This window comes from Duganella flavida (assembly GCF_009857445.1).
Classification (GTDB): domain Bacteria; phylum Pseudomonadota; class Gammaproteobacteria; order Burkholderiales; family Burkholderiaceae_D; genus Rugamonas; species Rugamonas flavida.
On sequence record NZ_WWCN01000003.1, the window covers coordinates 100,582 to 120,433 of the forward strand.

Sequence of the window (19,852 nt, forward strand, 5' to 3'; positions counted from 1 at the left end):
TTGGTGGCATGAGTGAATCGCTCAAAAGGCGGCAGTTCTTCAAACTCGCCGCGCTGCTGACCGGCGGTGCGGCGGTGGTTCCTGCGGACGCTGGCGATACGCCGGCGAAAAGCGGCTTGCATAAAAAGGCACCCAGCGACGCCGCGCCGCAGCCGGGAGAAACGCCGCTGCACTGGCTTGACGGCGAAGCGCCCGCCAGCTTCAAAGGCGCGACATGGGGTATCCCCTGGCCCCAAGGCCGGCTCCCCGCCGACACCACATTCGAACTCCGTCCCGCCATCGTCGCCCCTCCCGACCACGCCGCGTCCAGCACCGGCAGCGGCACCGCCAAAGGCAGCGGAACCAGCATCGGCGTCGAGAAGCCGCAGGGGCTTGCAGGCCGCCGCACGGACGCCAGCCACCAGCTCCGTGGCGTCGCTGGCCCGGAAGCCGCCGCAGTGCGTGTGCAATCGTGGCCGCTTGCGTATTGGCCGGACGGCACGCTCAAATGGACGGCCCACGCGTTGCCGCCTGCTGCCGACAGCGCGCTTCCGGGTGGCCACTACACGCTCCATCCGCAGCTAGTCGCAGCCGACCGCTCGCCAGTCGTCAGCGCCTCCGCCGCCGCAGTTCGCCCGCCTGACGACGCGTTGCTGGCGGATGAGGGGCGCGAGGCAATTCTGATTGATACGGGACCGTTGCGCTGCACGCTGGCGCGGCAAGGTTCTGTTCTGGTAGACGCAGTTCTGCGTGAAGGCAAGCCGCTGCTTCGCAATGGCCGCTTGATCCTGCTAGTCGACAGCGCAGCGGACGATGAAGCCACCGACACCAAACGGCGCGCATACGACAGCACCATCACATCAACTACGCTTGAACAAAACGGCCCGCTGCGCGCCGTAGTTCGTATAGACGGCACGCACCAACACACAGACGGCAGCAAACTATTACCGTTCACTGTACGTCTCTACTTCTACAAAAACTCCGACGCCATCCGCATCGTGCACACGCTCACCTACGACGCCGATCCACAGCAAGCCTTCATTCGCGGCGTCGGCCTGCGCTTCAACGTCCCGCTGGCCGCCTCGCTACACGACCGTCACATCAGACTAGCAGGCGCCAACGGCGGCATCTTCGCCGAAGCCGTCCAAGGCCTGACCGGCCTGCGACGCGACGCCGGCCCCGCCGCTGAAGCACAATTGCAAGGACGCGCCGCCATCGCCTTGCCAGAAAACGTTAGCAAAAACCTGCACTACATACCAGCCTTCGGCAGCTATACACTGCTGCAAGCGCACCCGGACGGCTACAGCATCACCAAGCGCACCGGCAAAACCAGCGGCTGGATCCACGCCGCCAGCGGCCAGCGTGCCAGCGGCACCGGCTACCTCGGCACGCCCGACGGTGGTGTCGCTTTCGGCATCCGCAATTTCTGGCAAAGCTACCCGGCACAAATCGATATCCGCGACGCCGAAACAGCAGAAGCCACGGTCACGCTCTGGATGTGGGCTCCACAAGCGCAAGCGATGGACCTGCGCTTTTACCACGACGGCATGGGTGAGATCGACCACGCCAAACAACGCGATGCCCTCGACATCACCTACGAAGACTACGAACCAGGCTTCGGTACACCATACGGCATCGCCCGCACCAGCGAACTGGAATTGCAACTGCTGCCAGCCACACCATCCAACGCAGAACTGGCGGCAATCAGCCATCGCATCCAGTCGCCGCCGATATTGACAACATCGCCCGAACGCCTGCACAGCGCCGGGATCTTCAGCGAATACTGGCACCCAGCAGCGCCACAGCCCACCAAACTCGATCAGCAACTGGCATGGGCCTTCGATTTCTACAAAAATCAAATAGAAGACCGCCGCTGGTACGGCTACTGGGACTACGGCGACGTAATGCATACCTACGACCAACAACGCCACGTTTGGCGCTACGACGTCGGCGGCTTCGCCTGGGATAACTCGGAACTCAGTACCGAAATCTGGCTGTGGCATTACTACCTGCACAGCGGCCGCGCCGACGCTTTCCGCGTGGCCGAAGCCATGACCCGCCACACCGGCGAGGTCGATATCCACCACATCGGCCCATACAGCCCGCTCGGCACGCGCCACGGCGTGCAGCACTGGGGCGACAGCGCCAAACAGTTGCGCGTCTCCACCGCCATCAACCGGCGCTTCTTCTACTACCTGAGCGCAGATGAACGCGTGGGCGACCTGCTGCGTGAACAGGCCGACGCGGTAGACCGCCTGCGCACCATTATCCCCGGCCGAAAAATTGGCCAGAAAGCGCCGCCCAGCGAGCCGGATACTCACGCCAGCGTGGCCTTCGGCACCGACTGGGGTGCGGTGGCCGCTGCATGGTTCACTGAATGGGAGCGCAGCGGCCAGCCGCACTATCGCGACAAACTGTTGGCGAGCATGGCCAGCATCGCCGTCCAACCGTTAGGCTTCTTCGCCGGCGGTGGCGTCATGGACTTGCGTAGCGGCGCCTATCTGCCGGACCCGGATGCGAAGATCAATGTCTCCCACCTGAGCGCCGTCTTCGGCCTGCCGGAAATCGCCAGTGAGTTGATCCGCACCGTGCCGCAGCCTGCCTTCCGCGATGCGTGGCTGCGCTACTGCCGCCTGTACAGTGCCAGCGCGGAAGAACAGAAAGCAGAACTTGGCCAAGACCTTGGCAAATTGAACCTGGGGCAGGGCCACGCACGCCTGCTGGCGTATGCCGCCATTCAGCGACAGGACGGCGCGATGCTGAAGCGCGCGTGGGCGCAATTCTACGAGGGCCGCGCCGGACTACGCGACAAGGACCTGGTCTCCGGGCGCGTTAAACCGCCGCAGGTGCTCAACGAAGTGGAGGAAGCGCCATCACTGTCGACCAACGCAGTCGCGCAGTGGGGCTTGGGCGCTATTGGCCTGCTGGCGCTCGAAGCGCAGGACCGCACGCTGGTGCGCGACGATTTTGCGCGTTTCGATCCACAAGTTTGGGCGGTGGAGGCGGAAGCTGGCAACCACACGGCGGCAGCGTACGTGGAGCACGGCGCGTTGGTGCTGAACGCGGAGCGCGGCTTGACGGTCTGGCTGCGCAAGCAGCTGCTGGGCCACTACGAAATCAACTTTACCCGCACCGTGCTGGCCGACGCGCGGTTGTCGGACTTGAACTTCTTCTGGGAGGCGCAGCTGCCGCAGGGCTTCCGGCAATCCGGCAAACTGGAAGAATACGACGCGCTAAGCCTGTTCTACGCCGGCATCGGCGGTAACACCAACAGCACCACGCGCTTCCGTTACTACGACGGCAGCGGCATGCGCAAACTGCTGCAGGAGTACACGGCACCGGAGTATCTGCTGAAGGCCGGTCACCCTTATCACATCCGTATCGTGGTGGATGCACGCGGCACCCGCCTGTACGTGGATGAGAAAGAGTACTTCTCAGCCCCAGGCCCGCTGCTAGGCGGTGGCTACTTCGGTTTCCGTACCACGCAGTCGCGCCAGAGGGTGGAGCACTTTACAGTACGGCGTGTGGCTTAGGCCAGGCAGCAATGGGACCCGTCGCGCGCCATTCGACGCGGTTGCGGCCGGACTTCTTGGCCTGGTACAGCAAGGTGTCCGCTGCGGTGAACAGTTCCGCGCTGCTTTCCGGCGCGGCGCCGTCCAGCGTTGCTCCGCCTGCGCTTACCGTCAACATTGGCGCCACCGAAGAAGCTTCGTGCGGGATTTGCAGTTCCGTGATCGCCGCGCAGATGGCGCTCACCACTTGCTGCGCCTGGGCCGCTTCGGTGTCGGGCAGCAGCAGCACCAGTTCTTCACCACCGTAGCGCGCGGCCAGGTCGGCCGGACGGCGCAGGCCTGCGGCTGCGGTTCGCGCCACGGCGCGCAGCGCGCGGTCGCCGGCCGGATGGCCGTAATGGTCGTTGTACTGTTTGAACGAGTCGATATCCAGCAAGGCCAGCGACAGCGGGCGGCCGTTGCGGCGGCTGCGCTGCCATTCGGCTTCGTAGACTTCGTCGAAGCGGCGGCGGTTGGCCAGCTCCGTCAGGCCGTCGACGTGGGCCAGGTGTTCCAGCATGCGGCGCTGGCGCACCATCTGCAAATGCATGGCCACGCGCGCCATCACCACGGTTTCGTTGAACGGCTTGGAGATGTAGTCGGCCGCGCCCATTTTCAGGCCGTTGGCCTCATCCTCCGGGCGGGCAAGGCCGGAAATGAACATCACCGTGATGTGCGCCGTCTGGGCGTCGGCACGCAGGCGGCGCAGCACTTCGTAGCCGTCCATGTCCGGCATCACCACATCCAGCAGGATCAGGTCCGGCAGGTGACGTGCGGCGCGTTCCAGCGCTTGCAGGCCGTTCTTTGCCAGCAGCACGGTGTGCTCAGGCTTGAGCAGTTCTGCCAGCACTTGGCGGTTGACGATGTCGTCGTCGGCCACCAGTACTTTTTGAGGTCCCGCAAAATTCATGCGCTAGGTTCCAGTTCAATTTGCAGTGCGCGCGACAGGGCGTCCAACGGCGCCAGCGCTGCATGGTATTCGATGTCGTCCACGGCGTGCTGCAGCGCCGCCGCCAGTGCTGCATGGCGCTGCAACAGCGGCAGCGCGAGCAGCTCGGCCAGCACGTCTTCGGCGCGCGCGTCATCGCTGCGCAAGTAGGCTTCCAGGCGGGTAATCAGCAGTGGGGCGTCGCTGTCGCGGTAGCGTAGCGGTGCCGGCGCCTCGCCCAGTTGCGCCAGGCCGCCAACCACCAGCTCAAGACCGTCCGCCAGTTCGCTGGCGAGCATCGGAATGCGGTCGCTGCGCTGGTTGCGCAGCGCCTGTTCCAAAGCCTGGGCTTGTGACGCCAGATGGAAGGCGCCGATGTAGGCGGCGGTCGATTTCAGGTTATGCGTCAGGCTATGCAGCACTTCATGGTGCCCGCTGGCGAGGGCTTCGCGCACGGTCTGCGCGGCCGGCTGGTACTCTTGCAGGAAGCCGCGTATGCGTTTGTCGAGGCGTCCGCGCTGGCGCTCCACGCCGTCCAGCGCCAGTTGCCAGTCCACGCCCGGTATCGACGGCAGCGGTGCGCTGGCGCCCATGTAATCAGCTGGCGGCGGGGCGATTTGCATGGCGGCGCTGGCCTGCGCGCGGCGGGCGGCCAGGCGCGACGGTGGTATCCATTTGATCAAGGCGCGGAACAGCTGCTCCGGCGCGATCGGCTTAGTAATGTGATCGTTCATGCCGGCGGCCAGGCTTTTGTCGCGGTCTCCGGCCATGGCGTAGGCGGTCATGGCGACGATAGGCAGGTGTTGGCAGCGCGGCATGGCGCGGATGCGGCGGGTGGCGGTGAGTCCGTCCATTTCGGCCATCTGCACGTCCATCAGTATCAGGTCGTAGTCGCTTTGTTCGGCCATGCGTACCGCTTCGCCGCCATGTTCGGCGATGTCGATCTGCAGGCGCGCGGCGGACAGGAAGTCCAGCGCCACCTCGCGGTTGTTGGCGTTGTCCTCGACCAGCAGGATGCGTGCGCCATCCAGCGCCGACAAGTCGCGCAGCGCGAAGCTGGCATTGTCGGAGCGTCGCATTTCACGTGCAGGCTGCTGGTGATGATGCAGCGGCCAGCCGACCGGCATATCGCTGCTTTCGGCGATGCCCAGACGGACGATGAAACTGAAACGGCTGCCGATGCCCGGCGTGCTGACGACTTGTATGTCGCCGCCCATCAGCTCCACCAGCTGGCGTGAGATGCTCAGGCCAAGGCCGGTGCCGCCGTATTTGCGCGTGGTGGTGGCGCCAGCCTGGTGGAAGGACTGGAACAGGCCCTCGACCTGCGACGGACGCATGCCGATGCCGGTGTCGCTAACCGAGAAGCGCAGCGCCACCGTGTCCGCCGTCTTGTCCATCAATTCAACGGCGACGATGATTTCGCCGCGCTCCGTGAATTTGACGGCGTTGCTGGTCAGGTTGATCATCACCTGGCTCAGTCGCAGCGGATCGCCGACTAGCCGTCCCGGCACGCTGCCGTCGACGCGGATTTTCAATTCCACGCGGGCGGCGTCGGATTTGATCACGGTCAGGCTGGCCAGGTGGTCCAGCATCTCCTGCAGTTCAAACGGCGCGGACTCTAGTCCCAGCTTGCCAGCTTCGATCTTGGAGAAGTCGAGGATATCGTTGATCACGGCCAGCAGATGCTCACCCGCGCCGAGAATCTTGCCGAGATAGTTTTGCAGCTTGGGATTGGGCTCCGTCATCAGCGCCAGGCGGCTCATGCCGATGATGGCGTTCATCGGTGTGCGGATTTCGTGGCTCATGTGAGCCAGGAATTCGGACTTGGTGCGCGTGGCTTCCTCTGCGCGCAGCATGGCGGACTGCATGGCCTTGGTGCGCAGGCCGAGGATGCGGGTGAACACCAGCATGTCGAACATATTCCCGAACTGTAGCGCGTGCATAGTCCAGAAATTGGCGTCCACCTTACCGCTGATAACCTGGCTCAGTACCGCCGACGAAGCAAAGCTCACGCCCCAGCCGATCAGGAAGTAGATGCCGACCAAATCGCCGCGCCGCGCGCGGAAGTAAGCACCGGGCAGGCCAAGCAGCATCGGCGTTACGCCCAGCGTGCTGACCACAATTACCAGCGTTTCCACGCTCATGATGTTGGTGATGTAGGCGAGGGCGCTGGCCACGCACAGGATGGCGCCAGCTTTCATCAGGCGGCTGAAGACGCGGTCCTTGCCTGGCCGCGCCAGCGCCTGTTCAACAAACAGGTAGGCACCGCAGGACGCCATCAAGGCGAAGAAGCCGCCGGCGTGGATGCTCATCCACGCATTGTTCTTCCACAGGTATTGGTTGCCAAGACCGAAGAACTCGACCGAGAACAGCGTGGTACCGAGTACCAGCAAGGCGAACTTGCCGTACAGCGGCTCGCGCAGCGAACTCCATTGGGCAAGGCTGTACAGCAGCAGGCACAGACTCAGGCCGGTCAGTACGCCTTGCAACATTTGCTCGTTGAGCGCCGCGCCATGGAAGTTGGCCGGGCGCGCAAGGCTGACCGGCAGTATCATCGCGCCTTCGTTCTGCACGCGCAGCAGCAGGATGTGCTCAGGGCCGGGCGTGAGGTGCAACAGGGCCGCCGGCACGCGGCCGCGCGCTACGCCGTCGGCATCCGGCTGCAGGTTGCCGATCACCTGGTGCTGTGCGATGGCGCCGTTGGTGGCGACGTAGACGTCGATGCGGTTCAGCACCGCGTAGTCGATATTCAGGATCCACTCGCCGTCGCTGCCGGCCGAAACGGCGACGGGAATGCGCAGCCAAACCACGTCTTTGTGCACGCCGAGTGTGGCGTAAGCGGAGTTGGGAATGGCGTAATGCTCGATGGCGGCCAGCGCCGCTTCCGGCGTCATCTTGCCGCCGGCGTCGGACATGATGCGCACCACCGGCCACGCTTCGGCGTAGTCGCGCTGCGCATCAAGCACCAAGGGCCCGGAACCGCCATAGGCCGCGCTGGACACAAAGGCCAGTGCGAGGATCAATAGCAGGTAGCGGGCCAGATGTCTCAGCATGGGATCAGAATCGGTAGTCCAGTCGAACGTCCATGGTGCGCGGATCGCTCGGAGCCAGCATGCCGAAGCTATCGATGGTCATTGGGTGGACCTTGTTCTCGATATTCTTCACGCGCGCCGTTACGCTCCACGCGGCGCGCTGCGGGTGGTAGCGCAGCGTGGCGTCAGTTTGCGTGTAAGCCGGCACGCGGTACTGCAGCAGCTGCGCCGGCACGGCGATGATGTAGGAGGCGCTGCGGCGGGCGTTGACGCCGGCCGTTACTGCGCCGAAGCTGCGCTCATAGCCCAGCATCAGGGTATTGGCCGGCGAGCGGTCCAGCTTATTGCCGGCCCAGTCATGCACGCTGTCCGGGCTATAGCGCACGTAGTGGGCGTCCAGCAGCGAGAAGGCATAGCTGATGCGGTCCTGCGCCGTCGGCAGGAACTGGCCTTCGGCCTCCAGGCCCTTGACGCTGGCTTCACCCGCATTGCTGGTGACGAAGCGCGGCGCACCGGCGACGATGGCAACGCTGGACAACTGCAGGTTGTTGTAGTCGTACTTGAACACCGACAGATTCAGGCTCGCTTTGTTGTCCCAGAAGCGGGTCTTGATGCCGGCTTCATAGGCGCGCAGGGTTTCAGGCTGGTAGATCAGCGCCGCCGCCGGTACCGCCAGTGCGGCCGGGCAGCCGAGGCCAAACTGGGTCGAGCCTTCGAGGCAGCCGTCGTTAAAGCCGCCGGCCTTGTAGCCGGTAGCGACCGAGCCATACACCAGCGTGGCCGGATTCAGATCATAGTCGAGTCCCAGGCGCCACGTGGTTTGGTGCGTGGTCAGGGCGGCGTCGTTCAGCAGCTTGAAGTCGGTAGCCGGATTAAAGCTGGCCGCTTGCTGGAAGTTGGTCGAGCCCACGCGCGATTTGTTGTCGCTGGTGGCACGCGCGCCGGCGGTGGCGCGCAGCTTGTCGGTTACGCGGTAGGTGGCCTGGCCGAACACCGCCTTGCTGGTCGAGAGGGTTGGACCGTTGTCGAATACGTAGTACGGCGGCAGCCCGATCAGGTCCAGGTCGCGGAAGGTGTAGCGCTGCGACGACTCTTCACGGAAGTAGTACAGGCCTGCCTGCGCGCTGAGCGGACCGTCGCCATTGGTGGCGATGCGCAGCTCGTGCGAGTTCTGCGTGTAGTTGCCGAGGAAGCTCTCGCGCACGTTCAACGCCAGCGTAGGCGCCACGCGATAATAGAAGTTGGCCAGCTGGTCGTGATCGTAGTTGCGGTGCGAGCCGAGGTAGTACAGCGTGGCCGCGCCCAGGTCCCAGGTCAGGTCGGCGCTGACGCCGGAAGTGTTCTTGTAGCTGTGTGCCTGCACCGGCGGCGCAATCGCGGCGTTGGGTGCGACGAAATTGTAGGTCAGCTGGGTGCGCGTGCCGCTGTTATACGGGACCGGATTGCCGCTGGCGACGCCGGTGTAGAAATTGGTATCCGGGACATAGCTGTTGTTATTGTCATCGACTTTGGCGTGGTCGTAACGCAGCACCAGTGTGGCGTCGCGCGTGATTTTCAGCTTGGCCGACAGGCGCGCCGAGATATCGTCGCGGTCCTTGCCCAATTCGCGGCCGTTATGCAGGCCGTTAATCAAATAGCTGTCATGCTTGTTGGCCGACATGGCGGCGCGCAGCGACAGCATGTCGTTGACCGGCACGTTGATCATGGCGCTGAATTTGCGGTCGTTGTAGTTGCCGAATTCAGTGGCGACCCATGCTTCGAAGCGGTTGATCGGCTGCTTCGAGATCACGCTCACTACGCCGGCGGTGGTGTTGCGGCCGTACAGTGTGCCTTGCGGGCCGCGCAGCACTTCCACCCGTTCCAGATCATAGAAGCTCAGGTTCTGTGCTTGCGGACGCGCGATGTAGATTCCGTCCATCAGGAAGGCTGCAGACGGATCGCCTTTTTCGGTGGTGTCCGCGTTGGAGACGCCGCGCATGGTGATGCGCAGGCCGTCGGTCGCATAGTCCAGTTCCACATTGGGGATGCGCGCGCCGATGGCGGCGGGCGTATCGAGGCCAGCGCTGTTCAGCTGCTCGGCGGTGAGCGTGGTCATGGAAACTGGCGTTTTCGACTCCAGCGAAGGCGAACGCTGTGCCGTTACCGTTACTTCCTGGATTTGCGCGTGGGCCGCTCCAGCGAGCAGCAGCGGCAGGGCGATCGTCTGTGCTTTCATGATTGATTTCGGATGCAAAACCAGAGAGTCTATCATGCTCGCTAGCATTATTGTAGTTGAAAAAGCAATTATATAGATAAAAAACTCACATTCCGCAGCGCGCCACAGGAGGGAAATGGCGGGCTCGCTGTCGGCAACAAACAACAGTCATCAGCGTTGCCACCAGCGCTTGGCGCCTGCATACGCGCTCCGCGCCGGCACGCTGAACTCGAGGCGCACGCCACCCTCCGGCGCCGTGCTGATCTCCAGTTTGCCGCCTGCGCGGGCCGCGCGTTCGCGCATGCCGATCAGGCCGTAGTGCTTTTGTTTGCTGGCGGCGTCCGGCGACATGCCTTTGCCGTTGTCAGTGATTTGCAGTGTGAAGTATTCGGAGCCGTAGGTCACGCGCGCTTCTACATGGCGGGCGTCGGCGTGCTGGAAAGCGTTGCGCAGCGCTTCGCGCGTGATTTCGCAGGCTTCTTCCGCCACGGCGTCCTGCAGCTTGCGGCGCGTTCCCACCAAGGCCGCGCCGAAGGTGGTAGATGGATGGGCATCGCATAGCTGGCGGCCTGCTTCTTCGGCGGCGCTATGCACATCGTCCACACGGCCGCTGCGCAACTCGTGCACCTGGTCGCGGCCTTCGATGATGGTGTCGTTGGCCTGGTCGAGGATGGGTGCGAGTTTGTGGCGCGCGTCTTCCGGCAAGCCGGCGGAGACCAGGTCGAGCCGCAGTATCAGCGCCTGCACGCTTTGCAGGAAGGTGTCGTGCAGGGTGCGGGCGATGCGTTCGCGTTCGGCCATGCGCACCATCATTTGCGCCGCCACGCGCTTGGTGGCGACACGCACACGGTATAAGTAGAGAAGGTAAAGCAGCGCAGCCAGCGTCACCCCGCACAAAGCCTTGAACCAAAAGGTTTGCACGAACTTAGGCTCGATCTCGAAATCAAGCCGCGCTTCTTCGCCGGTCATTGCACCGTCCTCGTTGAAGGCGCGCACGCGGAAGGTGTAGCTGCCCGGTGCGACGTTGGTATAGTAGGCGATGCGGCGGTTGCCGGCGTCCTGCCAGTCGTCGTTGACGCCGGATAGCTGGTACTGGAAGCGCATGGCTTCGGGCTTGCCCAGTCCCGGCGCGGTAAACTGGATGTTGAAGTTTTGCGATCCGGGATGCAGGCGCAATCCATGCTGCGCGGCATAGCTGGCGGCGCTCGTATCCACGCGCAGCACTTGTGGCACTGGCGTGACAGCATTGCGGCGAACCTCGCTCGGCGCGATGCGCAGCACTCCTGCGCTGGTCATGAACCAGATCCGGCCCGCTTGGTCGGAAAACACGCTAGGCAGGCGGTTACGCAGCATGGCTTGTCCGATGTAGCCATCCGATGCGCCGAGCAGCTGGTACTGCAACGGCGCATCGGGATGTGCCAGCGTGGCCTGCCAGTCGGCGCGGCGCACGTGCAGCACGCCCTGGCCGCCGTTGAGCCACAGGTCACCGTCGGCGCTGACTGCCATGCCGGAGATATTATTGAGCGTCGATGGCTGGGCCGCCGTCAGTTTGCGGAAGCGGCCATCCACCAGCACCGCCAGTCCAAGGTCGCCGCCGGCCACGATGTCTTTGCCCACATTCAGCATGGTCGGAAGGCCGATGCCGCCGGAATCATAGGTGGTCAGCTTGCCGTTGTCGTTAAAGACGATAGTGCCGTCGCCGGTACCGTGCCAACGCTCGCCGGGCTTGCGGCCCGCCACGCCGATGAAGATACGCGGCGGCAGGCTGAAGGCGGTGCGCGGTTGCCAGTGGCCGTCCACCAAGCCTTGCAGGCCCACTTGCTGGCTGGCCATCCACAGTACTTTGCCGTCGTCGACCATGCCGGCGACGTCGTGATCGACTTTGCCTTCTTTATTTAGTGGCAGTGGGATGTGGCTAACCTCACCGCGCAGGCGGCGCTCGATCTCGCTGCGGGTGGCCATGAGCAGCGCGCCATCGTGCGCCGCGGCGAATGAGGCATAGTAGCGCGGCGAGCGTTGCGGCTCGCCAGTACCGGACATGCGCCATGTAATTTCGTTCAGCTCGTCCGTCAACCAGATGGTTCCTGCGCCGTCGTCGCCCATGCTGAAGGCGCCGCTGGCAACTGGCAGCGGCACTGCCAGCAGGCTGTTTTCACGGAAGCGATCAAGGCCGGTCTGGGTGGCGACCCAGATATTGCCTTCCATGTCCTCCATCACGGCGTTGGTGGCGCCACGCGATAGGCCCAGTTGCGGGCTGGCGCGGTCGGTAGCGTCGCGCGCTGTTTCGATCAAGCCGCTGCGCTGTTTGTCACCGCGCGCCACCAGGCACAGGGTTTCCGGGCAGTCGCGGGTCCACAGGTTGCCGTCGCGGTCAAACTGGCCGCCGACGCGCGACTCGGCTGCATTGGACATGGTGGCACGCGGCAGCAGGCGCTGTTGGCCCGGCGGCAGGAACTTCTCCAGCGGGACTGCCTGCGCCTGCTGCGCTTCCAGGATCCACAAGCGGCCGTCGGGCGATTGTGCCAGGCGGCCCTCGCTGTTGCGCAACGCCTGCACTTGTACGAACCTGCCGCTGGCACGGTCCAGCCGATACAGGCCGGTGGTGTAGAGCGCCCACAGTTGGCCATATTGATCGAGCAGCACGTTGCGGATGTCGCGCGCGGGTAGGCCTTGCTCCGGCCCGACCTTGCGCAGCTGTCCGGCGGCATACAGGAACATGCCTTCGGCTCCGGCGATCCACGTGCTGCCGTCATGGTCGATGGCGAGCGTGAGTACCGCGCCGATCGGGCCATCTAGCGACGCAACATCTTCCAGCTTGCCGTTCTTGCGCAGCACCGACAACCCGCCGACCGAATAGCTGATCCACAAATCGCCGTCGGCAGTGGCGCGCAACTCGGTCATGCGGCGGCGCGCTACCTCGCCGATATTGGGCAGGTCCAGATGCTCGAAGCGTACGCCATCGAAGCGGTACAAGCCGGTGGAGGTGCCGAGCCATAGCCAGCCATCGGGCGTTTGCGCCATGTTCTTGATTTCGGCCGGCGCGCCATCACGCGCGGTCCACGAGGCATGGTTGTAATCGCGCAGGCGGATGTCGGGATTCAGGGCTTGCGCCGGATCTGAGAGGCCCAGCGAAACTGCCAGCGCTGCCAGTGCTACCTTGCTGCGGCGGCCGGGTGTTGATACATACATGCTTAATTTCCAAACAGGCGGCGCCACCACGGTGCGTGGTTATCCGCGTAAGCGCGGCGGGCCGGGAGCGACATTGTAACGCTGCTGCCCTTATCCTGTGTGCTACTGATCTCCAGTGCGGCGCCAATGCGTGCCGCGCGTTCGCGCATGCCGACCAGGCCCCAGTGGCCGCGTGCGTCCGGCGCAGCGGCTGCAGCTGCGGGTTGCATGCCCCGGCCATCGTCGCGCACCAGCAGCGTAAATTGCTCCGCGCTGTAGCCGAGGCGAACTTCAATGTGCGCGGCTTGCGCGTGCTGATAGGCGTTGCGCAGTGCCTCGCAGGCGATTTCGCTGATGTCCTCCACCACGCCGGCGCGCAATGCTCGATCGGCGCCGTCGATGCCATCGACTTGCAGCGCGAGCTGTACGCCGGGATAGCTGACGGAGAGCAGGGCGGCGACATCACGCAGGCGGCATTCCAGCTCGTCGACTTCGGCCGAACGCAGTTCGTGCACCTGGGCGCGGCCCTCGCTGATGCTGGCGCGCGCGCTGTGCAGCACTGGCGCCAGCGATTTGCGGGCGGCGCTGTCGTCGGGCAGGGAATCCACTGCGGCATCCAGCCGCAGCACCACGCCTTGCACGCTTTGCAGCACGGTGTCGTGCAGGGTGCGGGCGATGCGTTCGCGTTCCGCCAGCCGCACTTCCATGCGTTCCTCCAACCGCGCGGTCACGATGCGCAAGCGGTACAGATACAGCAGGTATAGCGCAGCGGCGACGGCCAGCAGGCAAGCGGCCTTGAACCACAGCGTTTGCATGAGGGTCGGCGGAATCTCGAACACCGCGCTGGCCGGCTGCTCGCTCCACACGCCGTCTTCATTGACGGCGCGTACCTGGAAGCGGTAAGTGCCTGGCCCCATATTGGTGTAGTAGGCGGCGCGGCGCAAACCGGCCTCCTGCCAGTCGCTGTCGGCGCCGTCCAGCCGGTACTGGAATCGTACGGATTCCGGCTGGCTTAAACTGGCCGCAGCGTAGCTGATGTTAAAACTCTTCGAGCCAGCAGGCAGCACCAGTCCGGGCATGTTCTTGTAGCTGGCGGTCGCGGTATTGACGCCGTACACGGTGGCCACTGGCGCCACCGCATTGCGCTGGATGGCGCGGGTGTCGAAGCGCAGGACGCCGGCAGTGCTGGCGAGCCACAGCTGGCCGTCCTTATCCAGCTTTGCACTTGGGTGGCGATTGAGCAGCATGGCCTTGCCGGCGTAGCCGTCCTGCAGGCCAAACAGCTCGTAGCGCAGCGGCAGCGCGGGATTGGCGAGGCTGGCCTTCCAATCGGCGCTGCGCACGTGGACCAGGCCCTTGCCGCCGTTCAGCCAGCGGTCGCCGTCTGGCGTGATGGCCAGGCCGGAGATGTCTTGCAGGACTTCGGGGTCTGCGCCTTGCAGCTGGCGGAAGGCGCCATTGACCAGCACCGCCAGTCCCTGGTCGCCGCTGGCAACGATATCTTCGCCGGTGAAGATGCCGGTGGCGAGGCCGATCATCGAGGCCGTGTAAGTAGTGAGCTTTTCGTTTTCATCAAATAGTGCGATGTTGCCGTCGGCAAGCGCGATCCATAACTGGCCGGCCTTGGTGCCTGGCACGCCGAGTATCACGCCGGGCGGTAATTTGAATTTGGCGCGTGGTAGCCACTGGCCATCACGCCGTCCGATCAAGCCAGTTTGCGCCGTGACGAGCCACAGGCGCTTGCCATCGTCGGTTACCCCGAGCACGGTCAGGTCACGTGGTTTGCCGTCCGAGCCAGGCAGCTCCGGCAGCGCAATCTTGGTGATCTTGCCCTGATAGCGGGACTCGATTTCACGGCCGTTCGCCAGCATTACGCCGCCATTGAAGTCGCGGGCCACCAGTTGCGCGCTGAGGGACTCGCGCTCCGGTTCAGCGCCGCCTTTCAGACGCCACACGTTGCTGGCGTAGGGATTGGCGACCCATAGCTGACCGTCGCCATCGGTAATCATGGTGGAGATCATGGGGCTCATCTCTAGCGGAATGCGCTGCCGCCGCAATCGGTTGTTGCGGTAGCGGTCCAGGCCTTCCTGGGTAGCGATCCATATATTGTGCTCGCGGTCTTCAAGCAGCGCACTCCCAGCCGGATTTCTTACGCCTTGCGCTGCCTTGGCCTGGTCCGGCGCCGGTGCGTTGATGGTGCCGGTGGCGGCGACTACATGCGCCGGCGTTACGCACAAGTCAGTGGGGCACTTGAGCTGCCACAGGTTGCCATCATGGTCGAAGCGAGCGTTCCAGTCGGAGCCGAAGCCGGGTGTGTTGACCAGGTTCGGCTTGCCCATGCGCGCCGCCGAATCGCTGGGTGCCGGCAAGGCCTGTACCTGTTGCTGGGTAGCGGTCCAGATACGGCCATCGGGTGATTCGATCAACGCAGCGGGTGTGGACAGGCTGCGTACCATCTCGAACTTGCCGCTGGCGCGGTCGTACAAATACGCGCCGGTGAGGGCGGTGACCCACAGCCGTCCGTAGCGGTCTATGCGCACATCGGAAATTTCTTTGGCCGGCGCTTGCGCTACCGCGACGCGTTCGGCCTGGCGTACGTGGACGCGGATCAAGCCATCGTTGGTAGTGAGCCAGATATCGCCATTATCGTCAAACGCCATCTGCGTCGACGGCTGCGTTTTGCCGGTGGGGATAATCTCTTCAAGCCGACCGTCCGGGTGGAGTACGGAGAGGCCGCCGCCCAGCGCGTACGACAGATATAGATCGCCGTTTGGATGCGCGCGAATGTTCGACACGCGGCGGCGCGAAGGATGCTCGGAGCCGGGCAGGTTCTGCTTTTCGAAGCGTACACCATCGAAGCGATACAGGCCGTTCGGGCCAGTGACCCATAGCCAGCCGTCGCGGGTCTGCGCCATGCTGTGGATTTCGGGCGGGGCGCCGTCCTTGGTCAACCAGCTGGCGTGGTTATAGTCTGCGAGCGGCGTGAGAGGATTGAGCGCCAGCGCGGTAGCCGGCAGTAGCGCGAGCAGCAGGATGAAGCGAGATAGCATGGGAGATCCCGGAAGGCCGGCAGGATGCCGGAGCATCCGGGATTGTAGCGTGTAAGCGATGAAAATAGATTAAGCTTTTTTAACGCCCAACTTATAGCCGATGGCCAGTACCACCATCCATGCCGGGATCAGGTAGACCGACAGTTGCAGGTCCGGTGTCAAATACATCACCACCAGGATCGCGGCCAGGAAGCCGAGGCACAGGTAGTTGGTGAGCGGGTAGCCGAGGCTCTGGAATTGGGTTGCTTGTCCGGACGCCTTCTTCTGCGCGCGGAAACGCAGGTGGATCCAGCTGATCAAGCCCCAGTTAATGATCAGGGCCGAGACCACAAGTCCCATCAGGAAACCGAAGGCCTTGGCCGGCATGAAGTAGTTGACCACGACGCAGATGCCGGTCGCCACGGCCGACACGCCCAACGCCGTCAGCGGCACGCCGCGCGCATTGAGTTTCAGGAGCGATTGCGGCGCGTTGCCTTGCTTGGCCAGGCCGTACAGCATGCGGGTGTTCGAATACACGCCGCTGTTGTAGACCGACAGCGCGGCCGTCAGCACCACCACATTCAGCGCGTGCGCCACCACATTGCTGTTCAGCGCATGGAAGATCAGCACGAACGGGCTGCCGCTGGTGACCACTTTCTCCCATGGGTACAGCGACAACAGGATGCCGAGTGCGCCGATGTAGAAGATCAGGATGCGGTAGATGGCCTGATTGGTGGCCTTCGGAATGGTCTCCGATGGATTGTCCGCTTCAGCAGCGGTAATGCCGATCAGTTCCAGCCCGCCGAAGGAGAACATGATGACGGCCATCGCCATCACCAGTCCACTGACGCCATGCGGGAAGAAGCCGCCGTGCTGCCACAGGTTGGCCACCGTGGCCTGCGGGCCGGCGTCGCCGGAGATGAGCAGGTAAGCGCCGAACAAGATCATGCCGACAATCGCCAGCACTTTAATGATCGCGAACCAGAACTCCATCTCGCCGAAAGCCTTCACATTAAACAGGCTGATGGCGTTGATGATGACGAAGAAGACCAGTGCCGACATCCAGGTTGGCACCGCAGGCCACCAGTACTGGACGTAGATGCCGACCGCCGACAGCTCGGCCATGCTGACCAGCACATACAGGACCCAGTAATTCCAGCCTGCCATGAAGCCGGCCCAGTGGCCGCAGTATTTATCGGCGAAGTAGCTGAATGAACCGGCTACCGGCTCGTCCACCACCATCTCGCCCAACTGGCGCATGATGAAGAAGGCGATCAGCCCGGCCACGCCATAGCCAAGCAGCACGGATGGACCGGCCATCTGGATCGTCTGCGCGATGCCGAGAAACAGGCCTGTGCCGATGGCGCCGCCCAGCGCGATTAACTGAATGTGCCGGCTTTTCAGGCCGCGCTTTAGTTCACTCATCTGCTTACCTATGCAAGATCAAAAATTGATTCTCGCATAACTTAGTCTTCGTGCACAGGTAATGGCGTGAACTTGTAATCAGCGCGCGCGAACTCGTGACCGCGCTTGACCGTCAACACCACCGAGCGCACGTTGCCCACATCTTGCAGCGGATCCTTCTGCAGGAAAACCATATTGGCGTACTTGCCCGTTTCCAGCGTGCCGAATTCCTTCTGCTTGCCCAGCGCTTGCGCGGCGTTGGCGGTAGCAGCGATGATGGCCTCTTGCGGTGTGAAACCAGCATACTTCACCAGCTTTTCCAGCTCATGGTCCACTACCGGGAATGGATCATCGCCGGTGTTGTCGCTGTCCGTGCCGGCGATGATCTTGATGCCGGCTTTGTGCATGGCGCGGGTGATGTCGCCTGCCAGTTCGATGTGGCAGTGCGGGCCGTCGGTCTTGTACACGCTCAGGGTGGCGTCCATGAGGGTGCCGGATTTGGCCAGCGCGGCGATATATTTCTTGATGCCCGGGTCTTCGGCGGTAAGGCCTTCATACGATGGCTCACCGGTATGGCCGTAGGCTGATTTTCCTGCTTCGCGCACGTGGCGCGCGATCATGCAGACGTGCGATACCGAGGTCGCACCCAGCGAATCGTAAGGCGAGGCAGGGTATACCTGCATGTGGGTCCAGACCGGGAAGTCCTGCGCCCGGGCTTCGGCAATCAGCTTGCGCACCAAGGTGCCGGGAAGGTTGGCGTAGATTTTCATGCCGGTGGCGCCGGTGCCGCGCGCCTGCGCGATGGCCAACGGCAGCTTGGTCTTATCGTCCACTGCGTACAGCCAAGGCACGGTGCCCGGCTGGGTGCCCAGTGCCGCGACGACGGTGCGTGGGTCTTTGAAGAAGCTGGGCCCGGCCACCAGCGACGCATAGAATACGTCCGGCGACGGGATGCGGTTCAGCAGCGCGTCGCGCGACAGGCCTGCCAGTTCGCGGGCATCGCCGGCCATGTCGCGCACGCCTGTGACGCCGCCGTAGATATTGCGCTTCAATTCAGCTTCGGCGTAAGGGCGGTCCGGATTGGTGGCGTAGTGAACGTGCGAGTCGATCAGGCCTGGCACCACGTACTGGCCTGCCACGTCGACCACGCGCGCACCGTCGGTTTGCTGGGCGGTCAACTGGGTGGCAGGCAGCACGGCTTCGATACGGTCATCCTTGACGATGATGGCCATGCCGGCGCGCGGCGCTGCAGTGGTGCCGTCAATCAGCGTGGCGCCGCGATAGATCACGCGGCCCAGCGCCTTGCCATTCAATTTATCGAGACGTTCCTGCTGGACGTTGGCTTTTGGCTTTTCTTCGGCTGCGTAGGCGGTCGCGCACAATGCGGCGATGATGAATGCTGCGTACTTCAATTTCATATTAGCTCCATACTCCGTCGGCTACGCGCAGGAAGTTCGCGCCGAGGATTTTTTCAATGCGGCTGCTGCTGTGTCCACGTTTGGTCAGCAGGTCTGCCAGTTTCCAGAATTTGTCCCTGCCCACCAGGTCCGGCAGGAAAGGCACGATGTCCGGGCGTTCGCCCGGCGCGCTGATGCCGGCTGCGCGGCGCTGGCGCACTTCGTCTTCCAGCCCTTTCATGTAGGAGGCCATGTCGTCGATCTGCGGCACGGTGCCGTCGGTGCCGAAGCCTACGTGGTCTTCGCCGCAAATATTGATGGCGTGTTCGATGTGCGCGATCAGGTCCGCCGCCATCGGCTGGCGTCCAACGGCCAGGAATGGCATGGAGTAGATGCCGACAAAGCCGCCTTTCTCGGCAACCAGGCGCAGTTCCTTGTCCGTTTTATTGCGCGGCAGGTCGGCCACCGCGCGGCAGCCGGTGTGGCTAATGATGATCGGCGACTTGGATGCGGCGGCGGCATCGAGACAAATTTGTTCGCCGCTGTGGCTCAGGTCCACGAGGATGTGGTTGCGGTTCAGTTCCGCCACCACCTCGTAGCCGAACGGCGTCAGGCCTTTGTTGGTGGGAACGGTGGAGCCGTCGCCCAGCTGGTTCGGGCCGTTGTAGGTTAGCTGGATCACGCGCACGCCGCCCTTGGCGAAAACTTCCACGCGGCGCGCGTCCTTGCCCATCATGACCGCGTTCTGGAAACCGAGAATCACGCCAAGGCGGCCTTCTGTTTGCGCGCGCTTGATGTCGGCGGCGCTGCGCACCAGTAGCAGGTCGGCGGATTTTTTCTGAATCAGGGCATTCCACGCGTGGACGTCGGCCAGCGACTTTTCATACGGATCGCCTTCGCCGAACACATAGCCGATGGTCATATTGAAGGCATTCAGGCCGGAGGCCTTGGCGTCGGCCAGCGCGCGCGCATCGATGCCGAAGTCGTAGGTGGCGCTGTCGCGTTGCACGGCGGGCAAGTTGATGTTGTCGATGTTACCCAGCGCGTCGATGATCAGCGGGCGCTTTTCGCGCAGGGACGGCGAGGCGGCAAAGGCAGGGAGGCCGAATGTGGCAAGGCTGGCAGCGGCGGCGCTGTGCAGGAAGGTGCGGCGGTCGGTCATGTGGTAGT

At 63.6% G+C, this 19,852-nt stretch carries 9 protein-coding genes; 1 reads left to right on the top strand and 8 read right to left on the bottom strand.

Translation table 11 applies throughout. The features are described from left to right. Positions 1-8 precede the first annotated feature (8 nt). Entirely contained in the window at positions 9-3,512 is a 3,504-nt protein-coding gene (locus GTP46_RS05035; protein WP_161005534.1) for an exo-rhamnogalacturonan lyase family protein, read from the top strand. On the opposite strand, the gene GTP46_RS05040 is transcribed toward GTP46_RS05035, so the two are convergent. The 8 genes from GTP46_RS05040 to GTP46_RS05075 all read right to left on the bottom strand — a co-directional run bounded on the left by GTP46_RS05040 (position 3,490) and on the right by GTP46_RS05075 (position 19,844). Further along, entirely contained in the window at positions 3,490-4,440 is a 951-nt protein-coding gene (locus tag GTP46_RS05040) for a diguanylate cyclase (RefSeq protein WP_161005535.1), read from the bottom strand. The two genes, GTP46_RS05035 and GTP46_RS05040, sit on opposite strands and share 23 nt — an antisense overlap. After that, positions 4,437-7,511 (bottom strand): hybrid sensor histidine kinase/response regulator, encoded by a 3,075-nt coding sequence (locus GTP46_RS05045; protein WP_161005536.1) that lies wholly within the window; start codon positions 7,509-7,511, stop codon positions 4,437-4,439. The genes GTP46_RS05040 and GTP46_RS05045 overlap by 4 nt, the downstream gene beginning before the upstream one ends. A 4-nt stretch (positions 7,512-7,515) precedes the next feature. Then, on the bottom strand, positions 7,516-9,705 hold the full coding sequence (locus tag GTP46_RS05050; RefSeq protein ID WP_161005537.1) for a TonB-dependent receptor: 2,190 nt from the start codon (positions 9,703-9,705) through the stop codon (positions 7,516-7,518). A gap of 150 nt (positions 9,706-9,855) precedes the next feature. Further along, positions 9,856-12,873 carry a sensor histidine kinase gene (locus GTP46_RS05055; protein WP_161005538.1) on the bottom strand — a complete coding sequence of 1,006 codons (3,018 nt, stop codon included), beginning with the start codon at positions 12,871-12,873 and terminating at the stop codon, positions 9,856-9,858. Between the two features lie 2 nt (positions 12,874-12,875). Continuing rightward, positions 12,876-15,902, bottom strand: a complete 3,027-nt coding sequence (locus GTP46_RS05060) for a sensor histidine kinase (protein ID WP_161005539.1) — start codon at positions 15,900-15,902, stop codon at positions 12,876-12,878. 69 nt (positions 15,903-15,971) lie between these two features. Next, on the bottom strand, positions 15,972-17,306 hold the full coding sequence (locus tag GTP46_RS05065; RefSeq protein WP_161005540.1) for an amino acid permease: 1,335 nt from the start codon (positions 17,304-17,306) through the stop codon (positions 15,972-15,974). Between the two features lie 41 nt (positions 17,307-17,347). Next, positions 17,348-18,703 (bottom strand): amidohydrolase family protein, encoded by a 1,356-nt coding sequence (locus GTP46_RS05070; RefSeq protein ID WP_161005541.1) that lies wholly within the window; start codon positions 18,701-18,703, stop codon positions 17,348-17,350. Between the two features lies 1 nt (position 18,704). Further along, positions 18,705-19,844 carry a dipeptidase gene (locus GTP46_RS05075; RefSeq protein ID WP_161005542.1) on the bottom strand — a complete coding sequence of 380 codons (1,140 nt, stop codon included), beginning with the start codon at positions 19,842-19,844 and terminating at the stop codon, positions 18,705-18,707. Positions 19,845-19,852 lie beyond the last annotated feature (8 nt).